This window comes from Nocardiopsis chromatogenes YIM 90109, from assembly GCF_000341185.1.
Lineage (GTDB): Bacteria > Actinomycetota > Actinomycetes > Streptosporangiales > Streptosporangiaceae > Nocardiopsis_A > Nocardiopsis_A chromatogenes.
The window spans coordinates 87,101-110,173 of the sequence record NZ_ANBH01000059.1 but is presented as its reverse complement, the minus strand read 5'-3'; the positions used below and the strand labels follow the sequence as shown (position 1 = coordinate 110,173).

General features: G+C 74.5%; 20 protein-coding genes and 1 tRNA gene. 5 read left to right on the top strand and 16 right to left on the bottom strand.

Features of this window, described 5'->3' with window-relative positions; translation table 11 throughout:
* Window positions 1–372 precede the first annotated feature (372 nt).
* The 6 genes from D476_RS0106165 to D476_RS0106145 all read right to left on the bottom strand — a co-directional run bounded on the left by D476_RS0106165 (window position 373) and on the right by D476_RS0106145 (window position 6,652).
* On the bottom strand, window positions 373–585 hold the full coding sequence (locus D476_RS0106165; RefSeq protein ID WP_017623091.1) for a hypothetical protein: 213 nt from the start codon (window positions 583–585) through the stop codon (window positions 373–375).
* 82 nt (window positions 586–667) lie between these two features.
* Window positions 668–2,383, bottom strand: coding sequence for an ATP-binding cassette domain-containing protein (locus D476_RS32305; RefSeq protein WP_017623090.1), 1,716 nt, complete (start codon window positions 2,381–2,383; stop codon window positions 668–670).
* Window positions 2,380–3,459: a hypothetical protein gene (locus D476_RS32300; RefSeq protein ID WP_017623089.1), complete on the bottom strand. Its 1,080-nt coding sequence runs from the start codon at window positions 3,457–3,459 to the stop codon at window positions 2,380–2,382. The genes D476_RS32305 and D476_RS32300 overlap by 4 nt, the downstream gene beginning before the upstream one ends.
* Complete coding sequence (locus D476_RS40045) at window positions 3,408–4,268, bottom strand: helix-turn-helix domain-containing protein (protein ID WP_083939423.1); 861 nt, start codon at window positions 4,266–4,268, stop codon at window positions 3,408–3,410. Before D476_RS40045 ends, D476_RS32300 begins: the two co-directional genes overlap by 52 nt.
* Window positions 4,269–4,803: 535 nt before the next feature.
* Window positions 4,804–6,351 (bottom strand): HAMP domain-containing histidine kinase, encoded by a 1,548-nt coding sequence (locus tag D476_RS0106150; protein ID WP_017623088.1) that lies wholly within the window; start codon window positions 6,349–6,351, stop codon window positions 4,804–4,806.
* Window positions 6,341–6,652, bottom strand: a complete 312-nt coding sequence (locus D476_RS0106145; RefSeq protein WP_017623087.1) for a hypothetical protein — start codon at window positions 6,650–6,652, stop codon at window positions 6,341–6,343. The genes D476_RS0106150 and D476_RS0106145 overlap by 11 nt, the downstream gene beginning before the upstream one ends.
* A gap of 165 nt (window positions 6,653–6,817) precedes the next feature.
* Here D476_RS0106145 and D476_RS0106140 point away from each other — a divergent pair, with 165 nt between their 5' ends.
* Entirely contained in the window at window positions 6,818–7,837 is a 1,020-nt protein-coding gene (locus D476_RS0106140; RefSeq protein WP_017623086.1) for an ADP-ribosylglycohydrolase family protein, read from the top strand.
* A 43-nt stretch (window positions 7,838–7,880) separates the two neighbouring features.
* Here D476_RS0106140 and D476_RS0106135 read toward each other — a convergent pair whose 3' ends face one another.
* Entirely contained in the window at window positions 7,881–8,537 is a 657-nt protein-coding gene (locus D476_RS0106135; protein ID WP_017623085.1) for a TetR/AcrR family transcriptional regulator, read from the bottom strand.
* Window positions 8,538–8,653: 116 nt separating this feature from the next.
* Between D476_RS0106135 and D476_RS0106130 the strand changes: the two genes are divergently transcribed.
* Window positions 8,654–9,598, top strand: coding sequence for a hypothetical protein (locus D476_RS0106130; RefSeq protein ID WP_017623084.1), 945 nt, complete (start codon window positions 8,654–8,656; stop codon window positions 9,596–9,598).
* A gap of 84 nt (window positions 9,599–9,682) precedes the next feature.
* Here D476_RS0106130 and D476_RS0106125 read toward each other — a convergent pair.
* Together D476_RS0106125 and D476_RS0106120 are read right to left on the bottom strand one after the other, a co-directional pair.
* Window positions 9,683–9,769, bottom strand: a tRNA-Ser gene (locus tag D476_RS0106125).
* A 112-nt stretch (window positions 9,770–9,881) separates the two neighbouring features.
* Window positions 9,882–10,400 carry a SigE family RNA polymerase sigma factor gene (locus D476_RS0106120; protein ID WP_017623083.1) on the bottom strand — a complete coding sequence of 173 codons (519 nt, stop codon included), beginning with the start codon at window positions 10,398–10,400 and terminating at the stop codon, window positions 9,882–9,884.
* Window positions 10,401–10,675: 275 nt separating this feature from the next.
* Here D476_RS0106120 and D476_RS0106115 point away from each other — a divergent pair, with 275 nt between their 5' ends.
* Together D476_RS0106115 and D476_RS0106110 are read left to right on the top strand one after the other, a co-directional pair.
* A complete protein-coding gene (locus D476_RS0106115; protein WP_017623082.1) occupies window positions 10,676–11,629 on the top strand; it encodes a hypothetical protein in 954 nt (317 codons plus the stop codon).
* Window positions 11,626–12,690, top strand: coding sequence for a MauE/DoxX family redox-associated membrane protein (locus D476_RS0106110; RefSeq protein ID WP_017623081.1), 1,065 nt, complete (start codon window positions 11,626–11,628; stop codon window positions 12,688–12,690). The genes D476_RS0106115 and D476_RS0106110 overlap by 4 nt, the downstream gene beginning before the upstream one ends.
* 209 nt (window positions 12,691–12,899) lie before the next feature.
* Here the strand turns inward: D476_RS0106110 and D476_RS0106105 are convergent, their stop codons facing one another.
* Window positions 12,900–13,625 (bottom strand): hypothetical protein, encoded by a 726-nt coding sequence (locus D476_RS0106105; protein WP_017623080.1) that lies wholly within the window; start codon window positions 13,623–13,625, stop codon window positions 12,900–12,902.
* A 110-nt stretch (window positions 13,626–13,735) separates the two neighbouring features.
* On the opposite strand from D476_RS0106105, the gene hisC reads away from it, so the two are divergent.
* The gene (gene hisC / locus D476_RS0106100; RefSeq protein WP_017623079.1) at window positions 13,736–14,824 is read left to right on the top strand and encodes a histidinol-phosphate transaminase; all 1,089 of its coding nucleotides are present in this window, start codon (window positions 13,736–13,738) and stop codon (window positions 14,822–14,824) included.
* A gap of 57 nt (window positions 14,825–14,881) precedes the next feature.
* On the opposite strand, the gene D476_RS0106095 is transcribed toward hisC, so the two are convergent.
* From D476_RS0106095 to D476_RS0106070, 6 genes are all read right to left on the bottom strand, one after another.
* On the bottom strand, window positions 14,882–16,135 hold the full coding sequence (locus D476_RS0106095; RefSeq protein ID WP_017623078.1) for a transcriptional regulator: 1,254 nt from the start codon (window positions 16,133–16,135) through the stop codon (window positions 14,882–14,884).
* A gap of 275 nt (window positions 16,136–16,410) precedes the next feature.
* Entirely contained in the window at window positions 16,411–17,712 is a 1,302-nt protein-coding gene (murA, locus tag D476_RS0106090) for a UDP-N-acetylglucosamine 1-carboxyvinyltransferase (RefSeq protein ID WP_017623077.1), read from the bottom strand.
* 317 nt (window positions 17,713–18,029) lie between these two features.
* Window positions 18,030–18,938 (bottom strand): phosphoribosylaminoimidazolesuccinocarboxamide synthase, encoded by a 909-nt coding sequence (locus D476_RS0106085; RefSeq protein ID WP_017623076.1) that lies wholly within the window; start codon window positions 18,936–18,938, stop codon window positions 18,030–18,032.
* A complete protein-coding gene (purB, locus tag D476_RS0106080; protein ID WP_017623075.1) occupies window positions 18,935–20,242 on the bottom strand; it encodes an adenylosuccinate lyase in 1,308 nt (435 codons plus the stop codon). Before purB ends, D476_RS0106085 begins: the two co-directional genes overlap by 4 nt.
* Window positions 20,243–20,372: 130 nt before the next feature.
* Window positions 20,373–21,632 (bottom strand): phosphoribosylamine--glycine ligase, encoded by a 1,260-nt coding sequence (gene purD / locus D476_RS0106075; protein ID WP_017623074.1) that lies wholly within the window; start codon window positions 21,630–21,632, stop codon window positions 20,373–20,375.
* A gap of 52 nt (window positions 21,633–21,684) precedes the next feature.
* Window positions 21,685–22,968: an adenylosuccinate synthase gene (locus D476_RS0106070; RefSeq protein WP_017623073.1), complete on the bottom strand. Its 1,284-nt coding sequence runs from the start codon at window positions 22,966–22,968 to the stop codon at window positions 21,685–21,687.
* Between the last annotated feature and the right edge of the window lie 105 nt (window positions 22,969–23,073).

Below are 23,073 nucleotides of genomic sequence, written 5' to 3'. Positions count from 1 at the left end.
TACCTCGGAGGCGGTTCCTACGGCGCCGAACTCTGCTTGCTCCGCGAGGAAGGCGAGGAGCGCGTCGGCCCCGATCGTCGATGGGAGATGTGTTCCCCGACCAGTGGCCGAAGACCACCGGCGGGNCCAGCCGGTCGTGCCGGATCGCGGCGTAGAGCGCGCGGCCCCTCCGGCACACCCCGGCCCCAACCGCCCCTTCAGCGCCCGGACCACCGGTCCGGTCCTCTGGCGCACCCGGCCCGAACACACCGGCCGCGGGTGCCCATCGCCGTGTCCTCAGCAGGTTCAGAAATGTCCCATCAACGATCGGGGTGCCGAACACGGTCGGACCGCGCCCATCGCTGTTCGGCGTGACCTCCGCGACAGAAGGACTCAATCGGAAGGACCCGACAGGAAGTCCAGCGCGCTGCGGGATCCGGCGGCGATCGCGCACCCGATCGCGAACGTCCGCGCGCCTCTGGAGATGTCCGCCGTCAGGGGAGCGCGGGGGACGGGCGCCGTGGTCCCGTAGAGGGCGGCCCCGACCGTGTCCTTCTCGCAGGCGGCGATGGCGACAGCGGCCGCACGCGCCTGCGAGGCGTGCATGAGCGCTTCTGCGTTGGGGCGTCGGCCCCTTCCGGATCGGCCAGTGAGCGCTACAACCGTCGGACGTCAACAGGAGGAGCGGTCAGCCGCGCCCCCCGGATCCGGCGGCACCGGTGCGCAGGAGTCCTCCGCCCAGGCGCCAGACCGTGTCGGCGGAGGCCAGTCGTTCCGGGCGGTGGGTGACGATCACGACCGTGCCCGGAAAGTCGGCGACCACCTCGTCGATCACCCCGGCCGCCTCCGTGTCCAGGTGCGCGTCGGCCTCGTCGAGCAGCAGCAGCCGGGGCCGGTTCAACAGCGCCCGGGCCAGCGCCACACGCTGGCGCTGACCCGCGGACAGGCCGCCCCCGTCCTCCCGTACCGGCGTCTGCAGGCCCATCGGCAGCTCGGCGATCAGCGGATCCAGGCCGCCGGAGGCCACCGCCGCGCGGAAGCGCGCCCCGCCCACCCGCGGGTCGGCGTAGCGCACGTTGGACCCGACGGTCCCGCGCAGCAGCGGCAGGTCCGGGCCGACCACGCCGACGGCCCGGCGCACCGACGACGCCCGGCACGCGTTCACATCGCCCCCGTCCAGCAGCACCCTGCCCCCGTCGGGCGGCAGCAGCCCCGCCAGCACCGCCATCAGGGTGGACTTGCCGCTGCCGTTGGGGCCCGTCACGGCCACCACCGACCCGGCGGGCACGTGGGCGGCGACCGGCGCGAAGACGCCGTCCACCCGCACCTCCTCCAGGTCCAGGGCGCCGCCGCCGTCCGGCAGCCGCGGCGCGCTCGCCCCCGGACGGCGCCGCTTGGGGCGCGCCAGCTCGGTGCGGATCTGGCGCATCGCGACCGCGCACCCCGAGCGGTACTCGCTCACCCTGCTCAGGTCGCGCAGCGGGGTGACCATGATGCCGACGACCGCGATCGCCGCCGTCGCCTGGGCCGGTCCCGTCCCCGCGGCGGCGGCCGCCACCAGCGCCGCGGCGGTGGCCGCCAGCGTGGTCGCCTCCCCGACGGCGCGCACAGCGCCCACCGCGCGGGCGCGCCGCACCTGCTCCCGGGCCAGGTTCGCCGAGCGCCGCGCCAGCACCCGCCGCTCGGCCCGCTCCCGGCCGAAGGCCTGCACCACCGGTGTCTTACCGATCCGCTCCACCACGTGCGCGGCGACCCGGGCCTGGCGCCGCCGGGCCGCCCGGTGCGCCGACCGCAGCCACGGCGACAGCGCCGCGGTGGCCGCGAGCCCCGCACCGGCGACCGCTCCCACGGCGGCGGCGACCGGAGGGGCGATGACCGTGAACGCCACCAGGCAGCCCGCAAGCAGCGGCAGCGCGACCGCGAGGCGGGCCAGCCCCAGGCCCGCCCAGCGGCGCAGCGCGCTCAGGTTGCCCATCATGCGCAGCGACGCGCCGCCGGTGGAGCGGCCCCGGCCCCCCTGGCGGGCGGGGGCGGCGGAGGCCCGGCGGAACAGGGCGGTGCGCACGTCGGCCACCCACGACTGCCCCATGCGCTCGGCCAGCACCCGCTCGCCGAAGACCAGGGCGGCGGTGGCGGCGACCAGACCGGCCGCCCACGGCAGCAGAGCGGCGAGAGGGCTCGTGCCCCCGGCGAGCCGTGCGACCAGCGCGGCCCAGGCGACCGCCGCGCCCGCCTGCGCGAACCCGACGGCGACCAGCGCGGCGAAGAGCCACCGGCGGCGCCCGGCCAGCAGGCGCGGCGGCTCCTCGGGGCGCGTGTCCAGGGCGGTCGTGCCGGTGGCGCTCCCGGTGCCCCCCGCGGTCCCGCCGTCGGCGGGCGCCCTCGGGTGTACGGCGGTGGTCACGCCGTCCGCCCGTGCACGGTCCCGACCAGGGGGTGCGCGGTCAGCCCGGCGGCGACCGCGGGGTCGGCGAGCTCGTCGCGGCCCAGGACCGGGACGTCCAGAAGGCCGGCGGCCTCGCGCGCGGCCAGCGGGGCGGCGGTGAACCGTCCGGCGACCCCCACCACCGGGAGCCCGGCGGTGCGCAGCCGCTCGCGGCCGTACAGGGCCCCGGCGGCGTCCCCGGCGGCGAACACCCAGCCGTCCACCCGCGAGCGCAGGGCGCCGTCGTGGAGCAGCGCCGCCGTCTCGGGCTGCATGAGCCCGTCGGCGACCTCCAGCACCACGGCCTGCGCCCCGGCGGCGGTGAGCCGGTCGTGCAGCGCGGCGGCCCCGCGCGCCACACGCTCGGCGGGAACCCGGTAGGTGGTGGCCAGGCCGTCGTCGGTGAAGTCGAGCACGGCGTCGGCGCCCGCGTCGTGGAACATCCACCGGTCGCCTCCGGCGCCGGTGCCGGTGACCTTGGCGGCGCCGACCCTGTAGCCCGCCGCGGCCAGGCCGCGGACCAGGTGGGCGGCGGTGGTGGTCTTCCCGGCGTTCATGGACGTCCCCACGACCGCGAGGGTGGGGACGCCGTGCAGCGGGGCGGGCGGGGCCGCGGCGGCGAGGTCGGCCATGGTGGTGCGGCGGCCCCCGGCGTCGGCGGCCAGCCCGACCGGGAGCAGGCGGGTCGGCTCGGGGACGTTCTCGTGGGCGCTGGAGACCAGGCCCGCGATTCCGCCCGCGGCGACCAGGTCGCACGGCCCCAGGTCCGCCGGCGCCTCGGCCTCGAACTGGTCGGGGGCGTAGCGGGCGCCGTAGGCCACCAGCACCTCGTCACCGGTGAAGAGGTGGCGGCGGCGCCCCTGCGCCGACTCCAGGCGGGTGTGCCGGCCGATCCGGGTGACGGCGGCGACGACCAGGTCGCCCGGGCGGGGGCGCACGCCCGGGCCGCCGAGCACGTGCGTGGGCCGCTGCGCGTCGAGGGCGCGCGCCGTGTAGGAGACCTTCAGGGCGGCGCGCCGGGAGGGGGCGAGCTCGGTGAGGGAGGAAGCGGGCATGAGGTGTACGTCTCCCGATCGTCGGTGGTTCCGGTGGTCCGCGTCCGAACCACTGGAAATCCTCCGGTGTGGGGATGAGTCCCCCCTGAGCAGGCCATGAGGAAACCTTCATGCCGGTCACGGGGGTGGCGGCGGCCGGTGCCCCGCTCCGGGACCGCTCGCTGGGCCCCTCGGGCACCCCGAGGCCGTCCTGCGTGGCGGAATCGCCACGAAATCGCTGGTCGGTTGTCGATTCCGCCGCGTAGGACCGCCGAAGCCCCCATTCGAGCCCGGTACGCGCGGAACGCGGCGCCCGGCGGGGCTCCGGGGTCGTGCACGGCCCGACCGCCGCCGCGAACGCGCCCGGTCGCCCGCCCTCGCGGGCTCGTACGCCCCCGAGGGGGCGCCGATAAAGGAACATTCCCGACGCGTCGGGCACGGGTCGACCGTTCGTGCAGGCCTCCTTTGGCCTGGACGTAGAGGGCCTGGTAGATGGTCTCGTGGCTGATGCGCATGCCGGGCTGGTCCGTGTCGGCCGGTCTGCCTGCGACCTGCTGGGGCGACCAGCCCTGGGCCAGGTCGGCGGCGACCTGTGCGCGCAGTTCGGGGTTGGCTTGGAGTTTGCGGGCCCGGGGGCGCCGGGCGCGTGCGGTGGCCTGGATCCGGGCGGGGTAGGCGCGGGGCGAGGGGGACAGGTTTCGCCTCTTCTCGCGCCAGATCGTGGTGCGGTCGCGTCCCAGGAGCTCGGCGATGCGGGAGTCCTCCTCGCCCTGCGCGAGCAGGATCGCGATCTCCTCGCGCTCAGCGATCGTCAGCCGCTTGCCCGGCACGTTGCACCGCTTTCACCTCGACCGACAGCGTTGCAACACAAACGAGAACTCACCGCATCCAGTGTGGCGGAAAGGTCGCTTGAGGCCGGATCAGGTGGTGGAACCACCACCATCAGCGCTCCACAGGGCTGCCCGGCCCCGCCCGTGTCGCCGCCTCCCCCGACCGCGAGGGGCCCGCCGCCCGGTGGGCAGGCCCGGGGAACCGCCCCGCTGCCGCCGTCGCCGCCCGACACGGTCACCACGCGCACGCCGCGCGGTCGACAGCGCCGCGGTGAGGGCCGCCGACCTTCGTCGTCGCCGCCCTCCGTTCGGCGCCCCTCGCTCCCCGGCGCTCGGCCGGGGCCCGTGAAAGGGGTGGGCGCTGGTCCGTCCGCCCTCTCCCCCGGAGGCCTGCCGGTCGGCACGAGGCCCGGAGCGGGGGTCCCCGCTGTGCCGCCGCCGATCCGCGCCGTCCCTGCGCGCCCGGTGCCCCCGCCCGACCGTGGAAGACGATTCGGGGGTCGGGGGGGCCGGGCCCGACCGCCCGGCTGGGCGGTCAGTGCATCGGGCTCCGCACATCGGTCGGGAAGGTCAGGGTGAACCGGGCCCCCGCTCCCGGCGACGAGCGCACCTCCACGGTCCCGTGGTGGGCGTCGGTGATCGCGCGCACGATCGCCAGCCCCAGCCCGGCGCCGCCGCGGGAGCCGCCGCCCCCGGACCCCCGGGCGAACCGGTCGAAGATGCGCTCCTGCTCCTCGAAGGCGATCCCCGGTCCGGTGTCGCCCACCCAGAACTCCACCGTCCGGCCGTCCTCGGAGACCGACGACCCGACGCGGATCTCGTCGCCCGGCCCCGTGTGCCGCACCGCGTTCGACGCCAGCTGCACCATGGCCTGGGTGACCCGCTGCGGGTCCAGGCGCACCGGCCCCTCGCCGATGCCCTCCAGGCGCCAGGAGCGGTCGCCGAGCGTGCGCACCTTGGCGTCGATGTCGCTGGTCAGCTCCTCCACCGGGACGGAGACCGGGTGCAGGAAGTCCGGCCGCTGCGCCTTGGCGAGCAGCAGCAGGTCCTCCACGATCCGCGCCATGCGGTCCAGCTCGTCGGTGACCAGCCGCAGCACCTCGCGCCGCTCCTCGGGGTCGTCGCCCATCACCTCCAAGTGGCCCCGGACGATGGTGATGGGGGTGCGCAGCTCGTGCCCGGCGTCGTCGACGAAGCGCCGCTGGATGGAGAAGGCCTCCTCCAGGCGGTCGAGCATCCCGTTGAACTGCTCGGCCAGCGCCGCCACGTCGTCCTTGCCGGACACGTCGATGCGCCGGGTCAGGTCCTCCTCGGTGATCTGTGCGGCGGTCTGGCGCACCAGCCGGATCGGGGCCAGGATCTGCCCCGCCACCCACCAGGCTGCGGCGCCGGCCAGGATCAGGCCGGTGAGGCTGACCAGCACCAGGGTCCGGGCGGTGCGGTCGGTCCCGGCCATGTCGGCGTCGGCGAAGTAGCCGATGACGAACCAGCCGCCGGGGTTGGCCTCCGTGGCGCCGCCGGGCGGGTTCACCCGGACCTTCTCCCAGCGCAGCGGCCCCTCGGGGGTGTCGGTGACACCGCGGGCGTTCGGGCTGCCGAGGATGGCCTCGCGCACCGGCCCGTCGGCGGAGGCGTCGAAGAGGGGGCTCTGGCCCTGCCGGACCCGGCCGGTGGACACGGCGGCCCCGGCGGTCTCGTCGACATGGCCGAAGATGATCTCGTGCCGGTCCGGGTGCTGTCCGCCCACGTGCGCCCGGAGCAGGGCGTCGACGTCGGGGAAGCGCCGCCCGGTCGTGGGGTCGGTGCCGTCCCGGGCGACCTCCAGGAACTCGTTGATCTCCTGGGACAGGGCGCGGTCGATGCGCTCGTCGACCCCGGTGCGCAGCGCCTGCCAGGTGACGATGTTGACCATCGCGAGCGTGGCGGTCATCAGGAGCACCACCCACGCGGTGATGCGGGCCCGCGCGGGGACGCGGCCGCGCAGCCGCCCGTCGGCTTCGGGCGCGGGCCCCGACCCCTCCTGCGGGGAGGAGGCCGGGCCCGGGTCCGCGGCGCCGAGGGGGGCCGTGCGGTCAGTCGTCATCGTCGTCCCAGTCGTCATCATCGTCGTCATCGCCATCGTCGTCGCCGGTGACGGCGGGGGGCGGCGCGAGGATCTCGCTATCGCCGTCATCGCCATCGTCGTCGCCGCTCGGGGACGGGGAGGGCGACGGCGACGCGGTCGGCTCGGTCGGTTCGGACGGGCTGTGCGACTCGCCCACGGTGACGTCGCGCGCCGGGCGCGGATCGGGCTCCCCGCGCCCGGTGCCCCACGCCACCGCGGCCATGCCGAGGACGATCAGCGCCACCACCCCGATGACGAGGTTGCGGTACAGGGGTCTCATGTCCCCGATCCTCCTCCCGGACGGCCCCCGTGGACGTGAAACGCAGATGAGGGAGTCTTCATGCGGAGGGGCCCTCCGCCCGGAGCCCCGCAGAGTCGAGGGCTTGAAGCGGCGGTGCGGCGGGCGCTACGTTTTCCCGCTGCCCGAAGACGACGAGGAGTCCCGATGCCCGATGACGCCGGCGCACCCTCTTCCGGATCCCGCCTCGACCGTGCCGCCGGTGTGCTGCTCGGTGCGGCCTGCGGTGACGCCCTGGGCGTCCCCTACGAGTTCGCGGCGCGGCTCGATGAGTCGCGGACGCCCGAGATGGTCGGCGGCGGACTCGGCCCCTATGCGCCGGGGGAGTACTCCGACGATACCCAGATGGCCGTCTGCCTGGCCGAAGCGGCCCTGGAGCACGCCGACATGACAGCCGAGGCGGCCCGCCGCAGCGTCGCCGAGGCGTTCCTGCTCTGGCGGCGCGAGGGCGCCTCCGACATCGGCATGCAGACCTCCGCCGTGCTCGATGCGGCCGCTCCGGCGGGCGGCACGCCCAAGGTGGCCGAGGCGATGTTCGCCGCCGCGAGGCGGCGCTACGAGTCCGGGGTGCCGAGCGCGGGCAACGGCTCGCTGATGAGGACGGCCCCGCTCGCGCTGTCCTACCTGGACGACCCCGAAGGGCTGGCCGCCGCCGCGGCGCTGTACAGCGACATCACCCACGCCGACCCGCTCGCCGAGGAGGCGTGCGTGCTGTGGTGCGAGGGCATCCGCCACGCCGTCGTCCACGGCGGCTTCGAGGGTGTGCGGGAGGGCCTGCGGCTCCTGCCCGAAGAGCACCGTGCACGGTGGGGCGAGTGGCTGGACGAGGCGGAGTCCCGGCCGCCGTACGCCTTCGAGAACAACGGGTTCGTCGTGGCGGCGCTCCAGGCCGCGTGGTCCGCGGTCGTCCGCACGAAGGCGCCCGAGGCGCGACCGGAGGAGCACTTCCGGCTCGCCCTGGAGGAGGCCGTGCGGGCGGGCAACGACACCGACACCGTCGCGGCCATCGCGGGAGGCCTGCTCGGCGCGCGGTGGGGCGCCTCGGCCGTCCCGGCGCACTTCCGCGGCGCCGTGCACGGCTGGCCCGGCCTGACGGGGGAGGACCTGGTGTCGATGGCGGTGCGCATCGCCGAGGGGGACGGGGCCGTCCAGGAGGCCCGGCGCTGACCGCTTCCCCGGGCGGCGGGGCCGCCGACGGTGCGGCCGCCGCTCAGTCCCCGGGCCCCGGCGGCAGGTCGGTGAGTTCCCTGCGGAGCGCGTCGGCGGCCCAGGCCGTCCATTCGTCCGGCGTCCATCCGCGTGCGCCGGTGAGCAGGGTGTAGACCTCGGGGCTCAGTAGCGCCAGGGCGATGTCGGCGGCCCGGTCCGGGGTGAGGTCCTCGCGAAGGGCGCCCTTGTCGGCCAAGGCGCCGGTGAAGACCCGCTGCACGGCCAGCCGCTGCTCGGTGTTGGCCCGCCACACCGCCTCCAGGTCCGGATCTGCGGGGGCGGCGCTGCGCACCACCTCCAGCAGGGGTGCCACCCGGGCGAAGACGGCGGCGGCTCCTTCGGCCTGCCGTCGGAGCTGTTCACCGGGGGCGGCGGCCAACGCCTCGTGCACCCAGGGGCGGTCGAGGGTGGGCACGGGCTCGTCGTCTCCGGCGACCGCCAGGTCCAGTGCGGCCGTGAGCACCGCCGACTTCGTCGTGAACGTGTAGTAGACGGTCTGCGCGGCGACCCCCGCACGCGCGGCGATGGCCTGCACGCTCGTGGCGGCGTAGCCCGCCTCGACGAACAGGTCGGCGGCGGCGCGGGCGATACGGGTGCGCGTGGCGCGGGAGCGGGCCGTTCGGCCGTCCTCGGCGGCCGGGCGTGATCGCGGACTCATGACTTGACTATAGCGCCACTCTAAATACATTTTTGGAGTATGACTACAAAAACATTCCCGGGGCGGGCACCCGGAGCCGTCCCGGCACACCCCGCGGCCCCGGCGGGAGGTCGGCGATGAAGGCCCTGGTGCTCGGCGGGTACGGCGCCGTGGGTGGCCCGGTCGTCCGCTTTCTGCGCGAACACGGCCACACGGCGGTCGCGGCCGGGCGCGACGCCGCGCGCGCCGACGTGCGCATCGACCTGCGCGAGAACGGCCTGCGCGGCTACCGGGAGGCGCTGGACGGCGTCGACGTGGTGGTGAACGCCGCCGGTGCCGAGGACCCCGTGCTCATCGCCGCCGCCACCGGGCGGGGCGCGGCCTTCGTCGACGCCACCGCCACCGCGTCCTACGCCGCCGAGGCGGAGCGGCTCGATCCGGCGGCACCGGTCCTGCTCAGCGTCGGTCTGGCTCCGGGACTGACCAACCTGCTCGCCGCCGACCTGGCGGCGTCGGCCCGACGGCCGGCGCCGATCGACCTCGCCGTGCTGCTGGGTGCCGGGGAGGCGCACGGGAAGGCGGCACAGGAGTGGTCGTCCGGCCTGATCGGCGCGGACTTCCCCGACCCGGTCTCCGGCGCCCCGGTACGCAACTTCACCGGGTCGCAGGCATTCCGGCTTCCCGGCCTGGGGCGCCGCCGCCTGTACCGGGCGGACTTCTCCGACCAGCACACCCTCACCCGCGATCTCGGGGTGCCGGTGCGCACCTGGTTCGGACTCGACTCGCGGGCCGCGACCGTCGCGCTCGCGGCCCTCACGCGCGTTCCCGCCGCGCTGCGCCCCCGGATCCCGGCGGGGCTGCCCCTCCCGGGCTCTGATGTGTGGACGTTGTCGGCCCAGGCGGAGCACGGCTCGGTGCACGCCTCCGGCCGGGGCCAGTCGCGGGGGACGGCGGGTGTGACGGCGCTCGCCGCCGAAGTGGCCGCCGGCCTGGAACCCGGGGTGCACCATCTGCACCGGGTCCTGTCGCTCGCCGACGCGGCGGGGCTGCCGTGCGTGGACGTGGTGCGCGCCGTTCCGTGACCGGGCGCAGTGAAATGCGACCCGAATTGCGGCCCCAACACGAAGGCGGGGCCTCGCACTCTGTGCGAGACCCCGCCTGACCTGCGGAGGATATGGGATTTGAACCCATGAGGGGGTTGCCCCCCAACCGCATTAGCAGTGCGGCGCCCTAGGCCTCTAGGCGAATCCTCCTCGGCGGACCAAGACTACAGACTCCGACGACAGACGTGCAAAACGAATCGGAGGAGAGCGTGCCGGGTGGTCCCCGGCGCTGAAGCGCGTGTGGGCGGCCGCCCGTGCGCGTTCACGTCGTGGCGCGGGCGATCGTCAGGTCCGCGTCCTCCCGCAGCTTCCGGACGGCCCGCGACACCGTGCTCTTCACCGTGCCGATCGTCACCCCCAGCCGGTCGGCGATCTGCGCCTCGGTCAGGTCGTCGTAGTACCGCAGCCGCACGATCTGCCGCTGCCGGTCCGGCAGCCGTTCGATCGCCCTGTTCACCGTGTCCGCCAGGTCCGAGCGCCCGGTCGGGTCGTCCACCCGCTGCTCGGGGATCTCGTCGGTCGGGAACACCTCCAGCCGGTTCCGCCGCCACTCCGAGATCTGGGTGTTCACCATCGCGCGCCGCACGTAGCCGTCGCGCGCCTTAGGCGTGGAGATGCGGTCCCAGGCGAAGAACGTCTTCAGCAGGGCCGCCTGGAGCAGGTCCTCGGCGTCGGCGTGCCCCGGTGTCAGCGAGCGCGCCATCCGCAGCAGGGCCGGACCCCGGTCGGTGACGTAGGCGGTGAACTCCTCGTATCGCGTTCGCCGCACCGTCTCGGCCATAGGATCACCGGCCCATTCGTTCCTGTACGTGCGTTGTGTCACATCTGCGCCTTGATCACCACTTTTCCACGGTCGGGGCAATCCGCAGCAAATGCCACCGGCATGATCTGGCAAACCGGATCGCCCCCGGCCGCCGGGATCGCCTGCCACGCTGGGGATCGCGGTTCGGAAGCACCGTGTGAGCGCACGAAGGCCGCGCGTGTCGACCGCGCCGTCGCGCAGCAGACGGTGAGAATGGAAACGGGCGCTGCGGGCACACGGGGCGAGGAGGGGCGATGTCAGTAGATGTCCAGGAGCGGCGGAGGTTCACCGCCGCGCTGCTGGGGGAGAACGCGGCCCCGCCGCCGAGCGACCCGTCGCCCCAGGTGGTGCGGGGCGTGGCCCTGCACATCACCGCGCACATGCTCACCGTCGCCACGCTCAAGGGCGAGGAGCGGTTCCTCTTCGAGCGCACCACGTCCTTCTGGCGCGGCCGCGACGTCGGCCCCGAGGACGTCCGCGTCGGCGACGACGTCCTGGTCCGCTGCGGCGGGGGCGGCCGCTGGGTGGTCGACCGGCTCTGGGCGCAGCTCGGCCGGGTCACCGGGACCATCGTCTCGGCCGACGGCGGCACGGTGGTGGTCGACCCCGGGCACGGGCGGCCCCGGGCCGCCGCGGTGATCCCCTACCGCTCGTCGGGCCGCATGGCGGTGCGCCACCCCGTCCTCGAACCGGGCTACCTGTTCGACGCCGTGGGCGTGCGCGAGGGCGGCACCGTGCACACCACGGTCCCGGTCACCACGCAGCCTCCCCACCCCGCCGTCCGCACGGCCCGCCGCCCGCCCGCGCGCCGCGTCCCGGAGGCGCAGTCGGGCATCGTCACCTGGTACGACCCGGCGTTCGGCCGCGCGGCGCACACCGACCCGCGTGCGCACGCCGCCGGGGCCGCCTACCCCGCCCTCGACCCCGGCTCGGACTGCGGACCGGCCTGCGACCGGTCCGACCCCTGCCTGCCGCTCCCGCTGCTGTCCCTGGGGGCGACGGTGGCGGTGCGCAACGACGACACCGGCGTCGGCGGGGTCTTCCCGGTCCTGAACTGCGCCTCGGCCGCGAGCCGCTTCTGCGACCGCTGCCGGGAGGGCTCCGGTGGCGCGGGCGGCCGCCTGGCCGAGCTGACCCTGCCGGCCTTCACCGCCCTGGGCGGGCGCCCGGAGGCCGGCTGCTTCACCGCGACGATGGAGGCGGGATGACCCCGGCCGAACTGATCCAGATCCAGCCGCCGCTCGTCGCCCTGCTGCTGCTCCTGGGCGCCGCCGCCAAGGCGGTCGACCGGACCGGCGGCGGGGGGCCGGTGTCGCTGCTGCCCGATGTCCTGCAGCGGCCCGCGGCGGTGGCGACCGCCCTGCTGGAGGCGGTGCTGGCGGTGGCCCTGCTGGTGGCCGCCGCGCCCGTCGGCGCGGCCGCGGGGTGGGCGGCCGCCGCGCTCTTCGCGGCCTCGGCGGCGCTGCTGGCCGTGGTCCGGCGGCGCGACCCGAAGATGAGCTGCGGCTGCTTCGGCGGCCTGAGTACCGAGCCGGTGGGGTGGCGCACCATCGCGCGCGCCGCCGTGCTGGCCGTCGCCGCGGTGGGGGCGGCGGTGGCGGGCGGCTCCGGCCTGCAGGCGCTCGTGGGCCTGACCGGGGCGCAGGCGGTGGTCGGCGCGGCGGAGCTGGGCGTGCTCGCGGCGCTCTCCCCGGAGCTGCGGGAGGCGGCGCTGCGCACCTTGGGCCGCGAGTCGTGCGCGGTGCGCCGGGTGCCGGTGCGGCGCACCCTGTCCCGGCTGCGCACCAGCGATGTGTGGCGGGCCAACCAGGTGGTGGTCGACGGCACCGAGCCGGTGGACGTGTGGCGCCACGGGTGCTGGCGGCTGATGCGTTTCACCGGCCGCCGCAACGGCCGCCCGGTGGACGCGGTGTTCGCGGTCGAGCTGCGGGGGCGCCGTCCGCGGGTGCGCGCCGCGGTGAGCGACGCCGAGACCATGGTGACGCTGGCCGTTCTCGGCGAGGTGGCCGAGGAGGGCGGCGCGCCGCTTCCGCGCACCACCGGCGGGGCGCCCCAGGCGACCGGCACCGTGGTGCCGACCGTGCCCCCGGCCGCTCCGGCTCCGGCGCAGGGCGCCGGGGAGGACGGGGAGGATCCCGAGGACGGGGAGGACCGCGGCGGTCCGCGCGTCCCCCGGGCCAGAGCCGGGGCTCAGGCGTCCGGGACGTCCGCGGGGATCTCCGGCGGGAACGGGGCCGGAGCCTCCAGGGCCTCCTCAAGCGACCGGTAGAAGTCCGCCGCCGACGGGGCCGCCCAGTCGACCCGGCGCAGCAGGTGCCGGTCGCCGGACGGGGGAGCGGGCCGAGCGGGGCGGTGCTGAGGAGGGCGGGGGGCACCGGCCGTGCGCCGGTGCGTGCGACGTTCCAGGTTGTGCGCTGCCCTCGACATCGTCCCCCGCCCCCATACCCTCTCGAACACCTGTTCGATCCGGGCTCGATCCTACAGCACCTTCTCCTCGCGCTCCACCGCCGACGCGGCGAATCCGGAGAGGAGTTCGGCGTAGTCCCCCTCCTCGTCCGGGCCCAGGACGGTGGCCGCCCCCAGGTGGCCGCCGTGCCGGTAGACGACGCTGTACATCCACACCGTGTCGCCCCCGGTCTCGGTCTTGACGGCGAACGCCCGCGAGGCGTCGCCCACCGGGTCCATGTCGACCTCCGAGACGGTGTAGGAGGACGTGGAGCCGTCCTCCATCGTCGCCTCGTACGAAGAGCACTCCTTCTCCGGAGCGACGGTCTCCAGCGCCTCGTCCGCCACGCCCTCGGGCACCTCCACAAGGGTGTGCGAGACCGTGTCGTCCCCGCGCGCGAAGACCGCGACCGACGCGGGGGCCTTGCGCACCTCCGGAAGGCTGCCCCAGGAGGTGGCCGCGTCCATGCACTCGGGTTTGTCCAGATCGGTGGAGGCGCGCAGCTCCTCCGTGCGCTCGACGCCCGCCAGCCTGCCGTAGGTTCCGCGCTCGCCGGCCTCGGGGACGACCTTGGCGTCCTCGTACTGGACCAGCTGCGCCTCGCCCAGCTTCGCGGCGGCCTCGGCTCCGGGGCCCTGCTCCCGGTCCTCGCCGTCCGCGCCGCCTCCGCCGCCCCCGCAGGCGGCGAGCGCCGCGACCAGGACCGCCGCGGCGGGGGCCGCGACCGCCGCCGTGCGCGCTGCTCGGGGGTGCTCCATGGTGCCTTTTCCTGTTCTGTGCGATATTGCCGCTGAGGTCCTCGGCCTCCCCGGTGAGGGGTTTCCACGCTGGGTAGCCTTGACCTTGCACAGAGTATCGAGGAAGGACAATGGTGTCGGAGCGGAATTCGCCATATTTCCGGGCTGTCCTCGACCAGGTCCCCGGCTACCGGCCCGGACGCAAGGTCGTGGGCCCCGACGGGCGCTCGTTCAAGCTCTCGTCCAACGAGAACCCCTACGACCCGCTGCCCTCGGTCGTCTCCGCGATCTCGGCGGCCGCCGCGGAGGCCAACCGCTACCCGGACGCCGGGGTCACCGGCCTCACCGAGGCCCTGGCGCGCCGCTTCGGGGTGCCCGCCGACCACGTCGCCACCGGGGCCGGGTCGGTCGGGGTGCTCCAGCAGCTGCTGCAGGCGGTGGCCGAGCCGGGGGCCGAGGTGGTCTACGCCTGGCGCTCGTTCGAGGCCTACCCGCTGCTGACCGCCCTGTCCGGGGCGAGCGCGGTGACCGTGCCGCTCACCGGTGAGGCGCACGACCTGGACGCCATGCTCGGCGCGGTCACCGACCGCACCCGCATGCTGCTGGTGTGCAACCCGAACAACCCCACCGGCACCACGGTGCGCGAGGAGGAGCTGGCCGCCTTCCTCGACCGCGTGCCCGACCACGTGCTGGTCGTGCTGGACGAGGCCTACCGCGAGTACGTCCGCGACCCCGCCGTCCCCGACGGCCTGGGCCTGTACCGCGACCGCCCGAACGTGGCGGTGCTGCGCACCTTCTCCAAGGCCTACGGCCTGGCCGCGCTGCGCGTGGGCTTCCTCATCGGCCACCCGCACGTGGCCTCGGCGGTGCGCAAGACCCTGGTGCCCTTCGCCGTGAACCACCTCGCCCAGGCCGCCGCCACCGCGTCGCTGGCCGCCGAGGACGAGCTGGCCGAGCGGGTCGAGCGCACCGTCAAGGAGCGCACCCGGGTGCGCGACGCGCTGCTCGCCGACGGCTGGGAGGTCCCGCCGACCGAGGCCAACTTCGTGTGGCTGCGCCTGGGCGGGGACACCGACGCCTTTGCCGAGGCCTGCGCCGCCGAGGGCGTGGCGGTGCGGCCCTTCTCCGGCGAGGGCGCGCGGATCAGCATCGGCGCCCCGGAGGAGAACGACGCGCTGCTGGCCGCCGCGCACGCCTTCCCCCGCCGCAACGCCGGCTGACGCCCGCACCCCGGACACGCCGATGGGCCCCGCACCGCGGGGCCCATCGCGCGGGGGCTACTTGCCCGCCTTGTCCTTGTCGAGCTTTTCCACGATGAGCCGGTACAGCTGGCGCGGGCGCCCGGGCTGCAGCGTCCGGTTCGGCGGCAGGGGCCAGGCCAGCCCCTCCTCGACCAGGGTGCGCAGCAGCCGCCGGGCGGTGCGCGGGGTGACCCCCAGCATCCGTCCGGCGTTCTCGGCGTCGACGACCAGCGGCCCGTCCTCCTCGGCGATCCGCTCCGACAGCCGCATCAGGGTCTCGCGGCCCTTGGTGCGCAGGGGTTCGGGCGTCTGCTGGCGCTGGGGCGCGCGCTGAGCGGGCACCAGCGACCGGCCCTCCCGGTCCACCGCGAAACTCTGCCGGGTCGCCTGTGCGCGGCTGAGCGCCGCGCGCGCGTGCGTCTCGGCGTCCTGGGTGGTGCGCCCCATGCCGATGCCCACCTCGATGGCGATGCCCAGCTCGGCCTTGATCCGCTCGACGAACGGGGGCTGGCGGAACCCCTCGGTCGCCGAGACGAGCGAGCCGCGCGTGGCGGTCACCATGAAGGTGTGGTCGTCCACCGGGTGGGCGGTGGCGTTGATCCGGTGGGCCTCCTGCAGCAGCAGCCGGTGCAGGGCCAGGCGGAGCTCGTCGCGCCAGTACCGGGGGGTGGAGCGGCGGCTGGAGTCGCGGAGCGTGGGCACGTCCACGATCACCACCCCCAGCTGCGCCTCCTCCAGCCGGTGGTGGGCGCCGAGCAGGCCCGCGGTCTGCAGGGCGCTGCGCACCCCAGCGTTGGTGGGGCGCAGGCGCATCACGGGGACCCCGATGGCCTCCAGCCGCTCGGCCACCCCGCGCACGCAGGTGATGGCCATCCGGGTGGCCTTGCGCCGCCACAGCCCCTCGTGGAAGGAGGTGAGCTGGGCGGTGCTGGTGAGCTCCTCGTGCACGTGGATGCCGTCGACGGGCAGGTCCACCTCGGAGTAGGCCTCCACGACATCGGCCCGGCTGAGCACGTCCAGGCTGGCCCGGGTGGGGTCGTATCTGTCGTCCAGGGTGCCCCGCAGCAGGGCCTCGTGCAGGCTCGCCCCGCCGAGCGGCACGTAGGTGGCGGGCATGGTCAGCACACCCGCCTTGCGCGCGAACTCGTAGGGGACGGGACTGGCGAACAGATACGCGTCGATCGCCGACCCAAGGCGCAGGACCTTGTCGGTCGCCTCTTGCTCGTCTCGATAGGCGGCGGCGATGAGTCTGGCGTTGAGGGGGCCTGTGGACCCCGGGCCCATCAGCATGACGCGCTCGACGACCTCATGCGGGCCGATGACACCAATAGTCAAATCGCCAGTACGCTGCGCACTCACCTCGGGCTGCTCCCCGCTACCATTCCACGTTCTTCACTATGTGCGCCCACTGGTTCCCGAACCTGTTTCTGTCACGGCATGATTGCCGCGATCGTACCCATTGTGCGGGGCCAATGATGATCGTTTCACGCAGAAGACCGAAAGCCGAGGCGGGAGCGCCGTCGCCGTGCGCCTCCCACCCCGGCCTGAACTGGGGTGACGCGGCCTCAGGCGGTGGGCTCGCGCACCACGTCCGCGCCCAAAGCGGCCAGGCGCGACGCGAACTGGGCGTGTCCCCGGTCTACCAGGTACCCCGGCGCCACCACGGTCTCGCCCTCGGCCACCAGCCCGGCCAGCACCAGCGAGGCGCCGGTGCGCAGGTCGTGCGCGACCACCTCGGCGCCGCGCAGCTCGGTGGGGCCGTGCACGATCGCCCGGGTGCCCTCCACCTCGATCTTGGCGCCCATCTTGTTGAGCTCGTCGGCCAGCGCGAAGCGGCCGTCGTAGATGTTCTCGTGCAGGTAGCTCTCGCCCTCCGCCAGGGTGGCCAGCGCCATCAGCGGCGACTGCAGGTCGGTGGCGAAGCCCGGGTAGGGGGAGGTGACCGCGTTGATCGGGCGCAGCGGCGCCGACGGGTCGCGGCGGACGTGCAGCACCGCGCCCTGCTGGGCGAACTCCACGCCCATCTGGTCGAGCTTCCAGCGCGCGACGCCCAGGTGCTCCAGGTGGGCGCCGACCAGGCTGACGTCGCCGCCGGCGGCCGCGGTCGCCATGGCGAACACGCCGGCGTCGATGCGGTCGCTCATGATGGTGTGCTCGACCGCGGTGAGCTCCTCGACGCCCTCCACGGTGATGAACCCGGTGCCGCCGCCGCTGATCTTGGCGCCCATCGCGCGCAGGAACTGGATGACGTCGATGACCTCGGGCTCCAGGGCCGCGTGCTCGATGACCGTGGTCCCGCGGGCGAGCACGGCGGCCATGATGAGGTTCTCGGTCCCCGTGTGCGAGGGCGTGTCCAGGTAAAGGTGGCCGCCGCGCAGGTACGGGGAGGTGATGTTGATGTGGTTGCGCTCCTCGTCCTCGACCACCTCGGCGCCCAGGCGGGCGAAGCCGCGGTAGTGGAAGTCGAGTTTGCGGCTGCCCAGGTTGCAGCCGCCGACGCCCTCGATGCGGGCGCGGCCCATGCGGTGCATGAGGGCGGGGACGAACAGCACCGACCCGCGGAAGCGGGCGGCGATGTCGGCCGGAAGGACGGCGCGCTCGGGGTCGTCCAGGCGGGAGGCGTCGATGACAGCCGTACGCTCGGCCTCGTGGAACTCGACCTTGGCGCCGACGTGCTCGGCCAGCTCCAGGGCGCGCCGCACGTCCTCGATGTTGGGGACGTTGCGCAGGACGGTGCGTCCCTTGCTCGCGAGCAGGGCGGCGCCGATCATCGGCAGCACGGCGTTCTTCGCGCCCTGGATGAACGCCGTCCCGTTGAGGGGACGGCCGCCGCGGACGCGGTAGCGAACCTCCTGGCCCATGCTCATGTGCTCCTTCGTGAGGCGGATGTGAAAGATCTCGACTTCGACGCGCCTACGCGGTGAGACGCGTTCTTTTCCCGGCTCGTTCCCGCCGTTATGCCGCGATCCCGGCACGGCTAACGCGGTGCAGGTCGGAGGGACCGCATGGGCCGCCGTACCGGCGGATGTGGGAAGGTCCCATGCGTGCGCCGGCGGCCGCGCCCCGGCGAAGGACGCGTTCCACTGTAAGCGCTCCACGCGGCTGCCGGTGCCATCGTGTGCGGGATCACGGGTGCGGGGCGGGCTCCCGGCGTGTCGGCGCCGCCGGGGCCCGCCGCCCGTGCTCAGCCCACCGGGGCGGGGGAGCCCGTGAGCCGCTCGTAGACCTCGCGGTAGCGGTCGCGGGTGCGGGAGACCACGTCCCGGGGCAGCGGCGGGGGCGGCTCCTCGGAGTCCCGGTCCCACCCGGAGGCGGGGGAGGTCAGCCAGTCGCGGATGATCTGCTTGTCGAACGACGGCTGGGGCCGCCCCGGCTCCCAGCCGTCGGCCGGCCAGAACCGCGAGGAGTCGGGGGTGAACACCTCGTCGGCCAGCACCAGCCTCCCGTCGGCGTCCCGCCCGAACTCGAACTTGGTGTCGGCCAGCAGGATGCCGCGCTCCTCGGCCAGCTCGCGGCCGCGGCGGTACAGCGCCAGGGTCGCGGTGCGCAGCTCCTCGGCGAGCGCGGCGCCGTGGACGGCGGCCACCCGCTCGAACGAGACGTTCTCGTCGTGCTCGCCCACCTCGGCCTTGGTGGCCGGGGTGAAGATCGGCTCCTCCAGGCGCGACCCGTCCCGCAGGCCCTCGGGCAGCGGCACGCCGCACACCGTCCCGTCCGCCCGGTACTCGGCCAGGCCCGACCCGGTCAGGTAGCCGCGGGCCACGCACTCCACCGGGACCATGTCCAGGCGGCGGCAGACCAGGGTGCGGCCGCGCCAGTCCCCGGGGGCGCCCGGCGGGGGCGTGTCCGAGAGCACGTGCGCGGGGGCGATGTCGGCCAGCCGGTCGAACCACCACAGCGACAGCGCGGTCAGCAGCCGCCCCTTGTCGGGGATCTCGGTGGGCAGCACCCAGTCGTAGGCCGACACCCGGTCGCTGGCCACCATCACCAGGTCGCCGGAGGAGGTGGCATACAGGTCGCGCACCTTGCCGGTGTGCAGGTGCGTCAGCCCCGGGACCTCGGCGGGCACGGGGCGCACGGTGAAGCCGCTCACGCCAGCTTCTCCAGCCGTTCGAACACGCCCGACAGGCGCCGGGTGAAGCGCTCGGGGCGGCACACCTCGTCCAGCCGGGCCTCGTCCAGCGCGATGCCGCGGGAGTCGGCCTCCTCGCGCAGGGTCCGCCGGAACGGGGCGCCGGTGTCCCAGGTGCGCATGGCGGCGCTCTGCACGACGGCGTAGACGTCCTCGCGGGACAGGCCGGTCTCGATCAGTTCGGAGACCACCGTGGAGGAGTAGATCAGCCCGTGCGTGGCGTCCAGGTTGGCCTGCATCCGGTCGGCGTCCACGACCAGCCCGGTGACCAGCTTCGTGGTCAGGTTGAGCAGGTAGTCGGTGGCGATGGCCGCGTCCGGCAGGCTGATCCGCTCGGTGGAGGAGTGCGAGATGTCGCGCTCGTGCCAGAGCGGGATGCCCTCCATGACCGGGACGATCTGCGCGCGCACGTTGCGCGCCATGCCGCAGATCCGCTCCGACATGATCGGGTTCTTCTTGTGCGGCATGGCGCTGGAGCCCTTCTGGCCCTTGCCGAAGGGCTCCCACAGCTCGCGCACCTCGGTGCGCTGGCCGTGCCGCACCTCCAGGGCGACGGCCTCGCACACGGTCGCCATGATCGCCAGGCAGGACACCCACTCGGAGATGCCGTCGCGCAGCACCACCTGGGTGGACACGTCGGCCGGGCGCAGGCCCAGCTTTTCGGCGACGTAGGCCTCGACCTCGGGGTCGATGTTGGAGTAGGTGCCCACCGGGCCCGAGATCGCCATCACCCCGACCGCCTCGCGCGCGCGGCGCAGGCGGTCCCGGGAGCGCGCCATGCCGAAGGCGAAGTCGGCGACGCGGTGCCCCCACACGTCCGGCTCGCCGTGGATGCCGTGCGTCCGGCCCACGCGCAGCGTGCTCCGGTGCGCCAGGGCGTGGTCGCGCAGCGCCGCCACCAGGGCGTCGGCCTTGGCGAGCAGGATGTCGGTGGCCTCGACGAGCTGGGCGGCCAGCGCGGTGTCGAGCAGGTCGGAGGAGGTCATGCCGAAGTGGACCCACTTGGCGGCCTCGCGGGGCTCGGTGTTGTCGGCCCAGGCGGTCAGGAAGGCGATGACGTCGTGCTGGGTCACCGCCTCGATCTCGGCCACCCGCTCCGGGGTGGGCGGCGGCGCCTGGCGCACCGGCTCGACCGAGTCGGCCGGGATGGTGCCCGCATCCGCGTGGGCCTCCATCACCAGGGTCTCGACCCGGCACCAGAGCTCGTACTTGTGGGCGTCGCTGAAGACGCGCCCGATTTCCGGAAGGGTGTAGCGCTCGATCACGGCTATATTTTCGCAGGCCCCGGGAGCTCGGACGCGCGTAGGGCGGGCAATCGGGGATCAGGTCCTCCCACGCGCCCAGGGCCGTGGCCCGGCCTGCGCGCTGGAGGACCTGATCCGACGAACACGCCGGTCAGGCCTTGCCCTCCAAGGCGGCGGCCTCCTCGGCGATGTCGGTGCGGTGGAAGGAGCCGCGCAGCTCGATCCTGGAGACCGCCTCGTAGGCGCGCTCGCGCGCGGTCGCCAGGGTGTCCCCGGTGCCGACCACGTTCAGGACGCGGCCGCCGCTCGACACGATGGTCCGCTCCGGCCCCCAGGCGGTGCCGGCGTGCAGGACGTAGGCGCCGTCCACCGCCTCCGCCTCCTGAAGGCCGCCGACGGTGTCGCCCTTGGCGGGCGAGCCCGGGTAGCCCTCGGAGGCCACCACCACGGTGACCGCGGCGCCGTTGCGCCACTCCAGGGACGTGATGCTCCCCAGGCCGCCGGTGTCGGCGGCCTGCAGCAGCGTCCCCACCGGGGTGGCCAGGCGGTCCAGCACCACCTGCGCCTCGGGGTCGCCGAAACGGGCGTTGAACTCCACCACCTTGGGGCCCTCGGAGGTCAGCGCCAGGCCGACGTAGAGCAGCCCCTGGTACCGGTGGCCGCGCTTGGCCATCTCCCGGATGGTGGGGCCGACCACCTCGTTCATGACCTGCTCGGTGAGCCCGTCCGGGGCCCAGCCCAGCGGGGCGTAGGCGCCCATGCCGCCGGTGTTGGGGCCGGTGCCGCCCTCGTGGGCGCGCTTGAAGTCCTGGGCGGCGGGCAGCGGGATGGCGTGCACCCCGTCGCTGAGCACGAACAGCGACACCTCGGGGCCGTCCAGGTACTCCTCGACGACGACGCGCCCGCACTCGCGGGCGTGCCGCTCGGCCTCGGCCCGGTCCTCGGTGACCACCACGCCCTTGCCCGCGGCCAGTCCGTCGTCCTTGACCACGTAGGGCGGGCCGAAGGCGTCCAGCGCCTCGGCGGCCTGCGCGGGGGTGCGGCAGATCCGCGCCCGTGCGGTGGGCACCCCCGCGGCTTGCATGACCTCCTTGGCGAAGGCCTTGGAGCCCTCGATCCGCGCGGCCTCGCGGTCCGGTCCGAAGACGGGGATGCCGCGGTCGCGCAGGGCGTCGGCCACCCCGGCCACCAGTGGCGCCTCCGGGCCGATGACCACCAGCTCGGCCCGGATGCGGGCGGCCAGCTCCGTCACGGCCAGGCCGTCCACCGGGTTGATCACGTGGTTGTCGGCGAGGGCCGAGATGCCCGGGTTGCCGGGAGCGCAGTGCAGCTCGGTGACACCCGGGTCGAGGGACAGGGCTCGGACGAGGGCGTGCTCGCGGCCTCCGCCGCCGAGTACCAGGGCTTTCACGTAACGGACCCTTTGTGTGTCGTGGGGATCGAAGGGACGCGTGCGGGGCGGGTCAGACCAGGGAGCGCAGCTCCAGCGTCTGGTCGCGCCCGGGACCGACGCCGATGGCCGAGATCGGGGCCCCGGACATCTCCTCCAGGGTACGCACGTAGTCCTGGGCGGTCTTGGGAAGTTCCCCGAAGGAGCGCGCCCCGGTGATGTCCTCGCTCCACCCGTCGAGGTGCTCGTAGACCGGCACGGCGTGGTGGAAGTCGGTCTGGGTCATCGGGATCTCGTCGTGGCGGACCCCGTCGACGTCGTAGCCGACGCAGACCGGGATGCGGTCCAGGCCGGTGAGCACGTCCAGCTTGGTCAGGAAGAAGTCGGTGATGCCGTTGACCCGGGTGGCGTAGCGGGCGATGGGTGCGTCGAACCATCCGCAGCGGCGGTTGCGCCCGGTGGTCACGCCGAACTCGTGGCCCTGGGTGCGCAGCCAGTCGCCCCACTCGTCGTGCAGCTCGGTGGGGAAGGGCCCCGAGCCCACGCGGGTGGTGTAGGCCTTCAGGATGCCCACCACCTTGGTGATGCGGGTGGGGCCGATGCCCGCCCCGGCGCACGCCCCGCCGGAGGTCGGCGAGGAGGAGGTGACGAAGGGGTAGGTGCCGTGGTCGATGTCGAGCAGGGTGCCCTGGGAGCCCTCCAGGTACACGTTCTTCCCCGCGTCGAGCGCCTTGTTGAGCTCCAGGGAGGTGTCGGTGACGTAGGGGCGCAGCCGCTCGGCGTAGCCCAGGTACTCGTCGATGACGCGCTCGGGGTCCAGGCCGCGCCGGTTGAAGACCTTGGTGAGGACCTGGTTCTTGTCGTTGAGCGCCAGCTCGACCTTCTTGCGCAGGATCTTGGCGTCGAACATGTCCTGCACGCGCACGCCCTGGCGGGAGATCTTGTCGGCGTAGGTGGGGCCGATTCCGCGCCCGGTGGTGCCGATCCGGCCCTTGCCCAGGAAGCGCTCGCTGACCTTGTCGAGCTCTCGGTGGTAGGGCATGATCAGGTGCGCGTTGGCCGAGATCAGCAGGCGCGAGGTGTCCACGCCGCGCTCCTGCAGGCCGCCCAGCTCCTCGAAGAGCACCGCCGGGTCGATGACGACGCCGTTGGCGATGACCGGGACGACGTCCGGCGAGAGGATGCCCGAGGGCAGCAGGTGCAGGGCGTACTTCTGGTCGCCGATGACGACCGTGTGCCCGGCGTTGTTGCCGCCCTGGTAGCGGACCACGTAGTCGACGCGGTCGCCCACCAGGTCGGTGGCCTTGCCCTTGCCCTCGTCGCCCCACTGGGCCCCAACGAGCGTGATCGCCGGCATGCGGGTCTACCCCTTCAATCGTTCGGACCGTTGCCCGGACATGGGTAAGCCCCTGGCGCAAGAAAGCGACAGGGGCCCTTGCGTCTAGAGCGTACACGACCAGGG

Bases quoted from the DNA above. Each gene is read 5' to 3' on its own strand.
- D476_RS0106165 (WP_017623091.1), bottom strand. From the start codon at position 585: ATGCACGCCTCGCAGGCGCGTGCGGCCGCTGTCGCCATCGCCGCCTGC.
- D476_RS32300 (WP_017623089.1), bottom strand. From the start codon at position 3,459: ATGCCCGCTTCCTCCCTCACCGAGCTCGCCCCCTCCCGGCGCGCCGCC.
- D476_RS0106150 (WP_017623088.1), bottom strand. From the start codon at position 6,351: ATGACGACTGACCGCACGGCCCCCCTCGGCGCCGCGGACCCGGGCCCG.
- D476_RS0106145 (WP_017623087.1), bottom strand. From the start codon at position 6,652: ATGAGACCCCTGTACCGCAACCTCGTCATCGGGGTGGTGGCGCTGATC.
- D476_RS0106140 (WP_017623086.1), top strand. From the start codon at position 6,818: ATGCCCGATGACGCCGGCGCACCCTCTTCCGGATCCCGCCTCGACCGT.
- D476_RS0106135 (WP_017623085.1), bottom strand. From the start codon at position 8,537: ATGAGTCCGCGATCACGCCCGGCCGCCGAGGACGGCCGAACGGCCCGC.
- D476_RS0106130 (WP_017623084.1), top strand. From the start codon at position 8,654: ATGAAGGCCCTGGTGCTCGGCGGGTACGGCGCCGTGGGTGGCCCGGTC.
- D476_RS0106120 (WP_017623083.1), bottom strand. From the start codon at position 10,400: ATGGCCGAGACGGTGCGGCGAACGCGATACGAGGAGTTCACCGCCTAC.
- D476_RS0106115 (WP_017623082.1), top strand. From the start codon at position 10,676: ATGTCAGTAGATGTCCAGGAGCGGCGGAGGTTCACCGCCGCGCTGCTG.
- D476_RS0106110 (WP_017623081.1), top strand. From the start codon at position 11,626: ATGACCCCGGCCGAACTGATCCAGATCCAGCCGCCGCTCGTCGCCCTG.
- D476_RS0106105 (WP_017623080.1), bottom strand. From the start codon at position 13,625: ATGGAGCACCCCCGAGCAGCGCGCACGGCGGCGGTCGCGGCCCCCGCC.
- hisC (WP_017623079.1), top strand. From the start codon at position 13,736: ATGGTGTCGGAGCGGAATTCGCCATATTTCCGGGCTGTCCTCGACCAG.
- D476_RS0106095 (WP_017623078.1), bottom strand. From the start codon at position 16,135: ATGCTGATGGGCCCGGGGTCCACAGGCCCCCTCAACGCCAGACTCATC.
- murA (WP_017623077.1), bottom strand. From the start codon at position 17,712: ATGAGCATGGGCCAGGAGGTTCGCTACCGCGTCCGCGGCGGCCGTCCC.
- D476_RS0106070 (WP_017623073.1), bottom strand. From the start codon at position 22,968: ATGCCGGCGATCACGCTCGTTGGGGCCCAGTGGGGCGACGAGGGCAAG.